Here is a 13444-nt window from a genome sequence, read left to right as displayed (position 1 = left end):
CCTGCTGTGGGCACGCATAGCGGAAGCGAGCTGTGCTTACCTGGGGTTATAGGGGATGTAATTTTCCCAATACCAGGGGGTATAGGTGTCGCCGATGGCTGTTTCGAGCAGCTCTTTGAAAACGCTTTCCGCGTTGTCGCTGTTACTGAGTATCAGGATGCCGGTGCCCTGCTCCGGGAAGATAATGGAATAGTGCTGAAAGCCATCGCCGTGGCCTTCTTTGAATGCCCCCGTGCCGTAAGGCGACGTTAGGAGGCCCCAGCCCAGCCCGTAGCTTAGGGCAATGGCGTCGTTGGCTGTGGTATCGCGCTGGCTCAAAGGCCCGAACTGCTGCGAAGACCGAATCCGGATCTGCGGGGAGAACATGGCCGCTGTGGTAGCCGGCTTCAGTATCTTGTGCCGCAGCACCGCCTCCATGAACAAGGTATAATCGTCAAGAGTAGTTTCGAGGGTGCTGGCCGATCTGGCTTCGTTGTCCTTGTCTTTCTGGTAAAGTTCGCCGCTTGTTTTATGCCCGAGCGCGTACTCCTTTTCAAAGCGTGGCTGCCAGGTATAAGCCGACTGCTTCATGCCCGCAGGCCCAAACACCTTCTCCTGCACCAACTCCTCCAACGGCTTGCCCGTGATCTTTTCAAGCACTACTTGCAGGTATACCATCCCCTCCCCTGAGTAACTATACCTGGTGCCTGGCTCAAACTTCACACGCAACTTCTGATCTGGCTCAAACCATCGCCAGTTAGGGAAGCCTGTGGTATGGGCCAGCGCCATACGGGCCGTTATTTTCTGATAGCGCGTGTCTTCTTTCAGGTCACTGAAGTCATCGTGCCATTTGGTAGCGGGCGTGTAGGTATAAATGGGCTTAGGCAAGTAGTCCTGCAAGGGTTTGTCCAGGTCCAGCACCCCTTCTTCCACCATCTTCATGACGAGCACCGCAAACACCGCCTTGCTCAGCGAGGCCCCATAAAAGTTTGTGCCGGTTCTGATCGGCTCTTTCGTATCGAGGCGCCTGTAGCCAAAGGCTTTCTTATACACCGGGCTATTTTTGTTGAATACCGTAACCGCCATACCCTGCACCTCGGCAGCTTCCATTAGTTGCTGGATCTTTTGGTCAAGGGCTGTAGATGTGATTTTGGAGCCGTCGAGTCTGGTTATGGTTTGGGCGTGGATTGAGAGAGGGAGGATGGTGAGGAGGAAGAGGATGGAAAAACACAGTTTTATCATGAGCCTTTTTGTGTTTATAATAGAATTTTTAGAATACGAAGTGTAATCTGTTGCAGTTTTATCTATAAAAAAGGTGTTAAAACTTAAATTATTTAAGATTGATTTTTATATCTATTAAAAATATATTAACTAATCTCAAAATGAAAATCAAGAAAAAAAGGGCTTTGTTAGTCTCCTGAAATAGTAGAACGATTGGCTAAAGGTATGCGTGCAAAAAACTTTCTTGGGAAATATCCTATACTTAAAAATCTATGAAACAAGGGCGCAATCTATGGACAAGAGATGAATTAATTTTAGCTATAAATCTTTATTGCAAAATACCTTTTGGGAAGCTTCATAAGGGTAATCCCGAAGTAATTCGTTTAGCCCAATTTATTAGTAGAACACCAAGCTCTGTTGCTTACAAACTTGTAAATTTTGCTAGTCTTGATCCAAGCCTACAAGCGAGAGGTATCAAAGGAGCTCAGAATACGAGTAAACTTGATAGAGAAATATGGCGTGAGTTTTATCAAAATTGGGATGAACTTCCATATGAAAGTGAAAAGCTCCGTGCAAATCTTGAGCAATCTACTGTTGAAGCCATAAATAATATTGAGGAAGCAGAATTACCTACAGAAGGTAAAGTAAGAGAACAAATTGTAAAAGTTAGAGTCAATCAAAACTTTTTCCGACGGACTGTTCTTTCTGCCTATAATTTTACTTGCTGCATAACCGGACTGAAATGTTCTTCTTTATTAATTGCTGGTCATATTGTTTCTTGGGGAGTAGATGAGAACAATCGTTTGAATCCGAGAAATGGAATAGCGATTAATGCTTTACACGATAAGGCATTTGAAACGGGCTTACTCACAATTACTCCTGATTATAAGATCAGAATTTCATCTTCATTAAAAGATCAGAAGAATGACAAAGACATTGTCCAAGATTACTTTCTCAAATATGATGACAGAGATATAATTTTACCATCGAAATTTTTACCAGCCAAAGAGTTTCTTGAGTACCATAATAATGAAAGGTTTATATCTTGATAACAAACACAGATCTCCTCTCCCACTTTCAGAACATCAACACCTGGAAAAGTAGAGGCACTCGGGCACCGCACAAGCCGTTGCTTATGCTGCTGGCTTTGGGAGAGATTCAGAGAGGGAATAAGGGGTTTATACCTTATTCCACCATTGAACCGAAGCTTAAGGACTTATTACTTGACTTCGGACCGCAACGTAAAACACAGTATCCAAACCTTCCCTTCACCAAGCTGGCCAATGATAAGCTTTGGCAGTTTGATAAACCCCAGTTGCTGGATACAAAGCAGGATTATAGTTCTAGGTTTCTGCGCGACCATGACTTGCAGGGCAAATTTCCTGATGAGGTGATACAACAGCTAAGCAACAGCCCTGATCTGATAAAGCAAATTGCTGAAGCTATACTTGAACAAAATTTCCCAGAGACACTGCACCATGATATTTTAGATTCTGTCGGTTTGGATATAACGACTGCTCAGTCAGGGAGCGATGTGAAAAGGGCGCGCAGGAGAGACCCGCTTTTCCGGGAAAGTATTCTGAAAGCGTATGAGTACCAGTGCGCAGTATGTGGCTTTAGTGTCAGGCTTCGACACCAGCTGCTTGCGCTAGAAGCCGCGCATATCATGTGGCATCAGGCTGGCGGCCCGGATGTGGAGGTAAACGGGCTGGCGCTTTGCGCCACGCACCACAAGCTTTTTGACATGGGTGCGTTTACCGTTACCGCCGAGCTTAAATTGCTGGTGTCGGATGAAGTGAATGGCGTAGGTGCACAGGAATGGTTGCTCCGGCATGAGGGCAAAACCATCAAACCGCCTCAGAAAAAAGCCTTTTACCCAAACCCCGACTTCACCATCTGGCACGTGAACGAGGTTTTTAAAGGCGGTTACAGAGAAGTTTAGCTAACTCCTCTCAGCAGCCGCGCCACCTCAAAGTGCATCCCGTCCTGGCGCGAGAAATGGCCGCCCCAGTAAAAGCTGTTGCGATAAGCAATCTTTTAGTGTTTATCTAGAAACCCCAGGCTTGTGCTCTCAATCATCTACTGACTGTCCGACCAGGAGGCGGAACTTCCAACCGGTGTCATCGGATGTGGTGCCCTGCGTCTGTTTCATCAGGATGCCGATGATATTCTCCTTTGGGTCTGCGAAATACTGTGTGTTGAAGTAGCCTCCCCAATCGAAGGTGCCCAGGCTGCCATTCCCTCCCATGTCCTGCCCCTTCTGGTTCTGCACACCGAAGGCCAGTCCGTAGTGCCTTCCGGTTCCTTCCCAGAGGTCGCCAATCTGGTTGCCCATCATGGCCTGTATGGTGGTCCGGCTGAGAAAGCGTTTCCCGTTCAACTCTCCCCCGTTCAGATACATTTGCAGAAAGGTGGCATAGTCTGTGGCTGTGCTGGAGAGCCCTGCGCCTCCCGAGAAGAACTGCCGCGCACCTTTCACCGGGTAATCCGGGTCATAAAACGTAACCGGGAAGCGGCGCCACTCTCCTTCCTCCCGCCGTTGCACCGACACCAGGCGCTTGGCTTTGTCCTGCGGCAGATAAAACCAGGTGTCGTGCATACCGAGCGGCTCGAACAGGCGTTTCCGCAGAAAAACATCAAAGGGCATCCCCGACATTACCTCAACAAAATAACCCAGCACATCCAATCCCTCGCTGTAGGTATACTTTTCGCCGGGGGTATGGTGCAAGGGCAATGCCGCGAGCCTTTTGACGCTTTCCCCGATACTGATATTTTCTGTGGTGAACAGGTCGGTCACGCCTGCCTTGCGGTAGAGCATCCGGAAGCGCTCGTCTCCGTCGATGGCTCCATACCCGAGGCCGGAGGTATGCGTCAGCAAATGCCGGATCGTGATTTCTTTGGTGGCCGGAACGCTCGTGTAGCTGGTGTCGCTATACTGAAAAGTCCTGAGGACCTGTGGGTTTTTAAACTCAGGGATATACTTTGAGATAGGGTCGTCCAGCTGGAACCGCCCTTCTTCCCAGAGCATCATCACGGCGGTGGACGTAATAGCCTTGGTTTGCGAGGCAATCCGGAAAATGGCATCCCGTTTCAGCTCCTGCCCCGACGCGTTGTCGGCCAGGCCAAAGGCTTTATGGTATACGATCTTCCCGTTGCGCGCCACCAATGCCACTGCCCCCGGTATGTCTCCGTCTGCAACGGCCTCCTGCAGCATGGCGTCAATCCGTTGCAGGCGCTCCGGCGACAGGCCAACCTTTTCCGGCGACCCCTCCGTTAAGGGTTTTGATTTGTGGATGGAATTGGTCTGCGCATTCGCTGAAAATGCAAGGGAGAGCAGCAGGATGATTAGGTTTTTCATGGACAAGCGTTTCAAGGTGTGGTAAAAATGTATCTTCTTCCCGAATGCCTATCCCTCCAACAACAATATATATAATTTTTCCGGTTATTCTGCGCTATACGCTGCCACTATTTCATTTTTTGTCACCAACGGTATAGTTATACCGTTTTTATCAAATGGCTTCTGTGCATGTGGAAGTGCAAAATAACCCACCCCTACCCCTCCCAAGAGGGCCCCTACCCCCACGAGGGGAATTGCACTACTTGAAAGACAAAGCTGTATGCGCTTATCAATTGATATTAGGTTCTCTTGTGTCTTCACCGCGAGTCTATAAAACAAATCTCGCTACCTACCAATATCAAGTGGTAGGAAGGTATAGTTCCACATATTTCCGCTCTTTCAGACTTCCTAGTCTGAAAGCCACCTGCCGGGGATTTCCTAATCCCCGTATAGTATTCTTCCCAAATGCATATGTATAGGATGCCAGGAGTAGCGGTACTAAATACTGGCTGACAATATAAAAAGCGAAGAGGAATTACAATGCTAAAAGGTAAACGGCATGTGTGCTATCCAATTTATAGTGAGGCAGAAATCGATGAGACGGTGAGGGCTATGCCTGTGCCGGATATACTTGTTTGTGTGTTTGGGTATATAGAAACGGGGACTAGGAAGTCCCCGGCAGGTGGCATTCGGACTGGGAAGTCCGAATGAGCTTTAGCTTAATTGTCCGATTGAGCGTTAGAGAGATAGAGAAGCACATTTTTGCATGCTAGAGCTTACGCAAAACTAGCAACGTTGCGCGCCTCTGAAGCACGCTGGCTTTACTTCACCTCAAAAGTACTCTCGTTTATACCCAACTTGTTTTTGGAATGCAACTCTACCGGGAAGCCCCACAGGTAGCGGATATGGGTGAGCGTTTCCTGAGCACTTTCGGCATCGAGGCGGCGGTCTTTCTGGACGTAATGGGTCAGGTGCAGTTTACTGGTTTTGTGCAGGTCAACTTTGGTTACCTGTATGTTGGGCACGTGGTAGGAGCGGTCGTACTGTGTGCTCAGTTGCTCCCGCACTTTCCGGTACCCCCGCTCGTTATGGATGGCACCGATCTCGTAAGCGTCCTCCTGCTCATCATCCACGATGGTAAAGAGCTTCATGTCCCGGATTACCTTGGGTGAGAGGTACTGGAGGATAAAGCTGTCGTCGCGGAAGTTCTCCATCACATAATGCACCTGCTCCAGCCAGTCCTTCCCGACCAGGTTTGGGAACCACAGCTTGTCCTCTGCGGTAGGCTCCTGGCAAATGCGCTTGATGTCTGTGAAGATGTTGTAGCCGAGGGTATAGGGGTTGAGTCCTGAATAATATTTGCTGTTGTACTCCGGTTGGTAGAGCACGCCACTGTGGTTTTTAAGGAACTCCAGCATGAATCCGTCGTTCACGTAGCCCTCGTCGAAAAGCTTGTTTATGATATGGTAGTGCGTGAACGTAGCGAAGCCCTCGTTCATTACTTTGGTGGCGCCCTGCGGGAAAAAGTACTGCGACACCTTCCGCACGATCCGGATAATCTCGCGTTTCCAGGAGGGCAGCGAAGGGGCGTATTTCTCAATGAAGTAGAGGATGTTCTCTTCCGGCTCTTTCGGAAACTTCTTCTCCTCGCCATTTCCGGGAGTTTCAGGCAGATTGGGGGCGGTAGGCAGTGTGCGCCATATCTCGTCGTAGTTCTCCCTTCGCACGTGCGTGAGCTGCTTCAGCCGTTCGTTCTCTTCCTTCGCCGACAACTTCGAAGGCTTTTTATACTTGTCTACCCCATGGTGCATCAGGGCGTGGGCCGCATCCAGCACGTGCTCCACCTCTTCCTCGCCATACTCCTCCTCGCACTTCATGATAAAGTCCCTGGCAAAAACCATGTAATCCACAATCGAGTCGGCCGAGGTCCAGTCGAGGAACATGTAGTTGTTGGCGAAAAAGGCATTGTGGCCCTGGCAGGCGTGGGCAATCACGAGCAGCATCATGCAGGTGGAGTTGTTCTCCATGTTATAGCTGATGCAGGGGTTGGAGTTGATCACCATTTCATACGAAAGGCCCATGCGCCCTTTGGTATAGTTGTTCTGGTTGAGCACGAAATCCTTGCCGAACTTCCAGTGGGGGTATGAAGTGGGCAACCCGGTCAGGGCATATGCATCCAGCATCTGCTCTGAGGTCACGATCTCGATCTGGTTCGGGTAGGTCTTCAGCTTCAGGTACTCGCTCCCGATCCTGCCGATCACCTCGTCGGCAGCCTCCAGCGTTTTGTAGTCCCAGTTCGGGTTACAAAACATCGCTCTGTATGTGTCTTTATCCATCATTTGCATATAGATTTAGAAGTCAAGTACCCAGCCGTAATTCTAGATAATTCCCCTATTTTAGATAAGGAAGGGCCGGGGTGGTTGGATTGGGTAGCGCTACGATTAGCTCGGTTATCCTTTTCAACACACTCTAGTCTCGTAAAACTTAGATCACTGTGGTTCCGCCATGTCCTCATTTGTCCCCCTTTGAAGGGGGTTAGGGGGATGACACTCCCTGCGGACAATCACCTGTGAGATACTTTAGAAGCTGTTTCTCATCAGGCAAGAAGAGGAAAGGTTCATTTTCCTACTTCTTCAAGCCGGGCCTTTTAAGAACTGCGCTGCTCCTTTGCGTAACGTCAGTTAAATCACTTTGAGGGGTTACTCTGCATTTCCGGGTCAAACCACCCCTAACCCCTCCTTATCCAAGGTGGGGAGTTTCCTGTACTGATTGAAAAATGCCTAAAGGCAACAACTTTGACAGTTTTAACTTCCACAGTAAACTATACCTCCAAAAAAGTCTTGTGTCTTGTGTCTAAAATCATGCGTCTTCAAACTAACTCACGGTTTCTTTCCGTTTGCCGAAGAGCCCCTGAAACACGGGCCATATTTCAAACACCTCGTAGATGTGCCGGATGGCGAATGTCTCGTCGTTGCTGACTCTGCGGTAGGCCTGCCAGAGGTCGCTTTCCCGCTCTTTGTTGCTGATCTCGATGTAGGCCATGTACTGTATCTCGGGCAAAAGCACCTCCTGCACCAGCCGCTTGCACTCCAGCGCATCCTGCTTCGACCATACGTCGCCGTCGGAGGCCTGGCAGCAGTATACGTTCCAGTTGTCGTCGTACCGCTCCCGGATAATCCGGTCCATCAGCTCCAAGGACGGGGCCACCACGGTGCCGCCGCTTTCCCGTGAGTTAAAGAACTCCTCTTCGCTCACCTCCTTGGCTTCGGTGTGGTGCCGGATGAAGACCAGCTCCACGTTTTTATACTGCCGGGTAAGGAAGATGTATAAAAGGGTGAAAAACCGCTTGGCGATGTCTTTCTCATGATAGCCCATCGAGGCCGACACGTCCATCACACAGAACATCACTGCCGAGGTGATGGGTATGGGCACACGCTCAAAGTTGTTGTAGCGCAGGTCGATGTCCTCGAAGAAAGGGATGGTGCTGGCTTGCCGCCTCACTTTCGCGATCTCCTCCTCCAGGTTGGCGCGTTCCTCGGGGTCTGTAGTGGTGGCAAGCAACTCCTCCAACTTCAGCAGCTTCTGATCGAAAACGCCTTTCAGGGCCAGCTGCCGCCCCAGCGACTGTTGGTAGCTGCTCTTGATGTTCAGCCGGGAGGGCACGCTGTCGCGGGTATAGCCGGCGCGGCGCATCGAAAAGTTCTCGGTGCTCTCCATCAGCTTTTTCACCATGTTGGGCAGCGCCAGCTCATCAAAGAAATACTTCAGAAACTCCTCGCGCGACAAAATCACGGTAAATTCATCTTCGGTCACCTCCGGGCTGTTTGACCCTTTGCCCTTGCCGCTGCCCCCGCTTCCCTCTTTGGGTTTCGGAATCCGGTCGCCCTCGTTGTAGCGGTCGTTTCCAGGCTTCACCAGGTGCTTCTTGCCTGTTTTGGGGTCGTGCCGGAAACTGGGCTCCTCCAGCCCGCGCACGGGCACTTTCACGCTTCCTCCGTCTTTGGCGTCTTTTATACTCTCCTGGCTGATGATGTCGGGTATAGCCCTCTTGATCTGGTTTTCCACGCGCTTCAGAAACTTCTGCCGGTTGCCGGTAGATTTCCCTTTGTCGTTCTTCCTTCTGTCGATGATATGGCTCATGGCTAGTTGCGTTATGAGTTCCGAATTCCGGGTTCCGGGTTAGTGTTAAGGGTAGATAAAAACAAATTTTGCTCGTGCAAAATGGCTTCAGTACGAAGTATAAGATCCAGGTTTCCAAACCATCACGGAACAGGCATGAGCCATAAGGGCCAATATGCTTCATTCGGAATTCGGAACCCGGAACTCATAACTCTTTTAAGCCATTGTCTTTCTTACCCGCATAAACCAGTCTACCAGAATACGTATCTGCTTTTCGGTATACCCCCTGTCCTTCATCCGCTTGGTAAAGTTGCGGTGCTTCTTCTCGTCTTCTTCGTTTGATTTTGCATTGAAGGACACCACAGGCAGCAAATCTTCGGTGTTGGTGAAGATTTTCTTCTCGATCACGTTTTTGATCTTCTCATAAGAGTCCCAGCGCGGGGTATCGCCTGCGTGGTTGGCTTTATACCGGAGCGTGAAGTTGGTTACCTCGGCCCGGAAGTCTTTGGGGTTGGCAATGCCCGCAGGTTTCTCTATTTTCTCCAGCTCGGCGTTCAGGATGGCCCTGTCGAATATCTCGCCGGAGTCTGGGTCGCGGTAGTCGTTGTTCTGCATCCAGTGGTCGGCAAAGATCACATACTTCTCAAAGATGTTCTGGCCGTAGGAGCTATAGGATTCGATATAGGCTTTCTGGATCTCGTCGGCAATGAACTCAGCATACTTGCTGGCCAGCACAGATTTTACCAGGTGCAGGTACTTTGTCTCAGTTTCAGGTGGCAGCATCATCTTGATCACCTCCTGCTCGAGCACATAAAGCAAGTGAACCGGGTTGGCGGCTATCTCTTCGCTGTCGAAATTAAACACCTTCGACAGGATTTTAAAGGCAAAGCGGGTCGAGATGCCCTGCATGCCCTCGTTTATACCCGCATCGTCGCGGTACTCCTGCAGCGATTTGGCATTCGGGTCTGTCTCGCGGAGCGTTTCTCCGTTGTATACCCGCATCTTGGAGTAGATGGTAGAATTCTCAGGCTCCTTTAACCGCGACATAACGGAGAATTCCGCCAGCAGCTCTATGGTCTTGGGTGCACAGGGGGTGTCTTTCAGGGAGCTTTCTTTGATGAGCTTCTCGTAGATCTTGATCTCTTCGCTCACGCGCAGGCAGTAAGGCACCTGCACTTTATAGATACGGTCGAGGAAGGCCTCGTTTTTCTTGTCGTTCAGAAACTTCGCCCATTCCGACTCGTTGGAGTGCGCCAGGATAACCCCGTCGAAGGGTATGGCGCCAATCGGCTCAGTGCCTTTGTAGTTCTTCTCCTGGGTGGCGGTCAGCAATGGGTTCAATACCTTAATCGGAGCCTTGAACATCTCCACGAACTCCAGCAACCCCTGGTTGGCCAGGCATAGCCCGCCGGTATAGGAATAGGCGTCCGGGTCGCTCTGCTGGTATTCGGCCAGCTTCCGGATGTCCACCTTACCTACCAGTGTTGAGATGTCCTGGTTGTTCTCATCGCCCGGCTCCGTCTTGGAGATCGCGATCTGCTCCTGTATGGATGGGTATAGCTTGATTACCTTAAAGCGGTTGATGTCGCCGTCGAACTCGCGTAGCCTTTTGGAGGCCCAGGGGCTCATGCAGCCCGGCACATAGCGTACCGGAATGTTGTACTCTTCCTCCAGCTCGTCGGCATAATCGGCAAACAGTCCCAGCGGGCTTTCAAACACCGGGCTCAGCTCATCGCCTGCTTTCAGCACATAGATAGGGTGCTGCTGCATCAGGTGCTTCAGCTTCTCGGCCAGCGAGCTTTTACCGCCGCCAACTGGTCCCATCAGGTATAGGATCTGCTTTTTCTCCTCCAGGCCCTGCGCCGAGTGCCTGAAATAGGACACGATCTGCTCGATGGTGCTCTCCATCCCGTAAAAGTCTTTGAAGGCGGGATAGATTTTAATCTTCTTGTTGGAGAAGATCCTGCTTAGCACCGGGTCCTGGCGGGTGTCCAGGGTTTCCGGCTCTCCGATGGCATCCAGAATCCGCTCTGCGGGTTTCGCAAACACCTTCGGATCTTTCTTACACTCCTCGAGATAGGCAGCTACTGTCATCTCGTTCATGGAAGCACTGTAATTGGTCTTAATCTTTTCTAAAATGTTCATAAGGATTGTGCTTTTAAAACATAGTCAGAATCATTTTAAATTAGGAAGCCATTAGCAGTACCTCAACACACGTTTACCTGGAGTGGGCCACCGCTAAGCAACCAGCTGAATCATATGGCACTATGGTATATATATCATGTAAAACATACTTTTTTTTATAACAACAAAAAGCTTGCGGAATCGCGTCCGTTCAGAAAATATTTTTTCAGCCTCTGTCAATCCTGTTATGTCTGTTGTAAATATACTGTTGGTGAAGGCACGCAACAGCAAAGAGAGAGACTAGCTAAAAAGCGGCTGTAGCCTGCTGCAACAGCTTTTTTTTTCGTAGCCTGTAAATAGCGCGCGGAAGCGGGGGAAAGTGATCTTTGATAACGCCGCTTTTACACCCTATGTTATTGTGAGATCGTATCGTCATGCGCCGCCGTCTGTTACGCCGGGGGGCCATCTGTGGCCTATCCCTGAGTGAAGAGCGGGGCTATTCCTGAAACAGTGATTTGATTTTTAAAATTCAAAATATATTATATTTTATCAATGTTTCCGCAGGAAATTTAGTTTTTTTTGTGTCTGCGGGTAACTCCGCTTTAGGCTGCAACCGAAATGAAATGGTTGCTAAATGTTTAACTATCAACACTTCCGGATATGCTAGAAAACCCCGCTGACGTAGCCCCAGTTGTTGATGTGGTCTTTAAGATAAGCAGCGGCTTGTTCTGGACGGCCACGTACTTGCTCATTTTGCGGCGCGGCTATATCGACAAAACCTACGGCATGCCGATGGTGGCGCTGTGTGCCAATCTCTCCTGGGAGTTTATCTTCTCGTTTGTTTTTCCTCACAGCAAGCCGCAGCTCTACATCGATTATGTATGGCTCCTGTTCGACGTAGGCCTCTTGGTACAGTACCTGCGGTATGGGAAACAGGAAATTACGGCGCAGCTCTCCGGAAAACTCTTTTACCCGACCTTTCTGCTGACCCTGGCGCTTGCCGCGCTATTTATCGTGCAATTGTCGCGCGAGTTCGACGAGTACAACGGTGTGTATGCGGCCTTCGGCCAGAACCTGCTGATGTCGGTGCTGTTTGTGCGCCTGTTGCTGAAGCGGAACAGTGCCGCAGGGCAATCGCTGTACATCGCGCTCTGCAAAATGGTCGGCACGCTGTTTCCGTCTGTGCTCCTCTACCTCTACTTCCCTGATTCGCACCTGCTCGTTTCGCTGTATGTCAGCATTTTCATTTTTGATATGATCTACCTGCTTGTGCTGTATTTCCGCCTGAAGGAAACAGGTATAAGTCCCTGGTCGAGGGTATAAAGCTGGGTATGCGGCCAACTTGCTCAGGCCCTTCGCTTCCGTAGCTCCAGCACCGTAACCTCGGGCCATATACCCACCCGCCCCGTAAAACCGATAAAGCCGAAGCCGCGGTTTACATAGAGCTGCCGGTTGTTTTCCTGAGCCAGGCCTGCCCAGTTGGCATAGCGGTATTGCGCAGGGCTCCATTTAAACAGGGGTGTCTCCACGCCAAACTGCATGCCGTGCGTATGGCCTGATAGCGTGAGGTGTACCTGCCTGGGGTGGTGCTTCACGATCTCCTCGAAGTGAGACGGGTCGTGCGAGAGCAGTATTTTAAATGCGCCAGGCGCTACTCCCTCCAGGGCTTTGTCCAGATCGCCCTGCTGTATAAAGCCTTTGCCCCAGTTCTCTACCCCAATCAACGCCAGTTGCTCGCCTGCCTTTTCAATGGTCACGTGCTCGTTCAGCAGCAGGCGGTAGTCCATTTGGCGGTGGTGTTGCTTTAGCCGCTCCAGGTTCGCCTCCCGCACCGCATCGCTGTCCCAGTCGTGGTATAAGCCGTAATCGTGGTTGCCCAGAATCGAAAACTGTCCGTACGGTGCCTTGAGCTGGGCGAAGCGCGGGATCCAAGGCTCTATTTCGGTGGCCAGGTCATTCACCAGATCACCCGTAAACACATATAAATCCGACTGTTGCGCTTTCGCCAGGTCAATGCCGCGCTGCACAGCCTCCGCATCATCGAAGCTGCCGGAGTGTATGTCAGAAAGCTGCGTGATGGTAAACCCCTCAAAGGCTTCCGGCAAATCGTCGAAATACAGGGTATGGCGGTGCAGGGTAAAGGCATACTTGCCCTTGGTGACGCCATAGAGAAAAGCCCCGAAGGGAATGCTGGCGAACAAGAGCCCCAGCTGGCTCATGAATTTCCGGCGTGGCGGCAACAGTTTTACTGGCTGGTCCTCGGCTGTTTGACTGAAGGAGCGTGCAAAAAACCGAAACACCGTTACCCCCACCCGATACAGGTCTTCGGCAAGCAGCACCAGCAAAAAAACCAGCTTGGTCACCAGCAAGGTCAGAAACGCGTTCAAGAACCATTGCCCCAATAGGGTGGAACGGTCCTGGGAAAAGCGAAAGTATATTGCGATGCAAAAGCCAACAAGCACCGAAAGGAAGAAAAACCAAAAGGCCCCACGCACCACCGTGCGCAGTTGCTTAGAGCGAAAGTTGTGGGTGAGTCGTTTTATACCCTGGTACACGTACAGGTTTGTGAGCAGGGAGACAAGCGCTAAGAAGCTGTTTTAAAAGGTAATTAGGGATAAAAAAAGTGCCCACTTTGGTTAAGATAGTTATTCGACCAACTAATCA

At 50.4% G+C, this 13444-nt stretch carries 10 protein-coding genes; 3 read left to right on the top strand and 7 right to left on the bottom strand.

The window, feature by feature from the left end; translation table 11 throughout:
• Window positions 1-36 precede the first annotated feature (36 nt).
• Window positions 37-1221, bottom strand: a complete 1185-nt coding sequence (locus MKJ04_RS15135; RefSeq protein ID WP_241642492.1) for a serine hydrolase domain-containing protein — start codon at window positions 1219-1221, stop codon at window positions 37-39.
• A gap of 251 nt (window positions 1222-1472) precedes the next feature.
• Here MKJ04_RS15135 and MKJ04_RS15130 point away from each other — a divergent pair, with 251 nt between their 5' ends.
• Both MKJ04_RS15130 and MKJ04_RS15125 read left to right on the top strand, forming a co-directional pair.
• Window positions 1473-2249 carry an HNH endonuclease gene (locus MKJ04_RS15130; protein WP_241642491.1) on the top strand — a complete coding sequence of 259 codons (777 nt, stop codon included), beginning with the start codon at window positions 1473-1475 and terminating at the stop codon, window positions 2247-2249.
• The gene (locus tag MKJ04_RS15125; RefSeq protein WP_410896830.1) at window positions 2249-3142 is read left to right on the top strand and encodes a phosphorothioated DNA-binding restriction endonuclease; all 894 of its coding nucleotides are present in this window, start codon (window positions 2249-2251) and stop codon (window positions 3140-3142) included. Before MKJ04_RS15130 ends, MKJ04_RS15125 begins: the two co-directional genes overlap by 1 nt.
• On the opposite strand, the gene MKJ04_RS22970 is transcribed toward MKJ04_RS15125, so the two are convergent.
• The 5 genes from MKJ04_RS22970 to MKJ04_RS15105 form a co-directional block, all read right to left on the bottom strand.
• Entirely contained in the window at window positions 3139-3234 is a 96-nt protein-coding gene (locus tag MKJ04_RS22970; RefSeq protein WP_410896829.1) for a hypothetical protein, read from the bottom strand. The two genes, MKJ04_RS15125 and MKJ04_RS22970, sit on opposite strands and share 4 nt — an antisense overlap.
• Before the next feature lie 37 nt (window positions 3235-3271).
• Window positions 3272-4558: a serine hydrolase domain-containing protein gene (locus MKJ04_RS15120; protein WP_241642489.1), complete on the bottom strand. Its 1287-nt coding sequence runs from the start codon at window positions 4556-4558 to the stop codon at window positions 3272-3274.
• Window positions 4559-5358: 800 nt separating this feature from the next.
• Window positions 5359-6876: a SpoVR family protein gene (locus MKJ04_RS15115; RefSeq protein WP_241642488.1), complete on the bottom strand. Its 1518-nt coding sequence runs from the start codon at window positions 6874-6876 to the stop codon at window positions 5359-5361.
• Window positions 6877-7411: 535 nt separating this feature from the next.
• Window positions 7412-8677 (bottom strand): YeaH/YhbH family protein, encoded by a 1266-nt coding sequence (locus MKJ04_RS15110; RefSeq protein ID WP_241642487.1) that lies wholly within the window; start codon window positions 8675-8677, stop codon window positions 7412-7414.
• Window positions 8678-8872: 195 nt separating this feature from the next.
• Window positions 8873-10801: a PrkA family serine protein kinase gene (locus MKJ04_RS15105; RefSeq protein WP_241642486.1), complete on the bottom strand. Its 1929-nt coding sequence runs from the start codon at window positions 10799-10801 to the stop codon at window positions 8873-8875.
• Between the two features lie 639 nt (window positions 10802-11440).
• Here MKJ04_RS15105 and MKJ04_RS15100 point away from each other — a divergent pair.
• Window positions 11441-12103, top strand: coding sequence for a hypothetical protein (locus tag MKJ04_RS15100; protein ID WP_241642485.1), 663 nt, complete (start codon window positions 11441-11443; stop codon window positions 12101-12103).
• 23 nt (window positions 12104-12126) lie between these two features.
• Here the strand turns inward: MKJ04_RS15100 and MKJ04_RS15095 are convergent, their stop codons facing one another.
• Window positions 12127-13182 carry a metallophosphoesterase gene (locus tag MKJ04_RS15095; protein ID WP_241642484.1) on the bottom strand — a complete coding sequence of 352 codons (1056 nt, stop codon included), beginning with the start codon at window positions 13180-13182 and terminating at the stop codon, window positions 12127-12129.
• Between the last annotated feature and the right edge of the window lie 262 nt (window positions 13183-13444).

Source organism: Pontibacter sp. E15-1, from assembly GCF_022601975.1.
Lineage (GTDB): Bacteria > Bacteroidota > Bacteroidia > Cytophagales > Hymenobacteraceae > Pontibacter.
The sequence above is the reverse complement of the archived record's forward strand: the minus strand, read 5'-3'. Positions and strand labels throughout refer to the sequence as shown.

What these genes read in the sequence shown, in the direction of transcription:
- MKJ04_RS15110 (WP_241642487.1), bottom strand. Translation starts at nt 8,677, where the DNA reads ATGAGCCATATCATCGACAGAAGGAAGAACGACAAAGGGAAATCTACC.
- MKJ04_RS15120 (WP_241642489.1), bottom strand. Translation starts at nt 4,558, where the DNA reads ATGAAAAACCTAATCATCCTGCTGCTCTCCCTTGCATTTTCAGCGAAT.
- MKJ04_RS15115 (WP_241642488.1), bottom strand. Translation starts at nt 6,876, where the DNA reads ATGATGGATAAAGACACATACAGAGCGATGTTTTGTAACCCGAACTGG.
- MKJ04_RS15100 (WP_241642485.1), top strand. Translation starts at nt 11,441, where the DNA reads ATGCTAGAAAACCCCGCTGACGTAGCCCCAGTTGTTGATGTGGTCTTT.
- MKJ04_RS15135 (WP_241642492.1), bottom strand. Translation starts at nt 1,221, where the DNA reads ATGATAAAACTGTGTTTTTCCATCCTCTTCCTCCTCACCATCCTCCCT.
- MKJ04_RS15130 (WP_241642491.1), top strand. Translation starts at nt 1,473, where the DNA reads ATGAAACAAGGGCGCAATCTATGGACAAGAGATGAATTAATTTTAGCT.
- MKJ04_RS15105 (WP_241642486.1), bottom strand. Translation starts at nt 10,801, where the DNA reads ATGAACATTTTAGAAAAGATTAAGACCAATTACAGTGCTTCCATGAAC.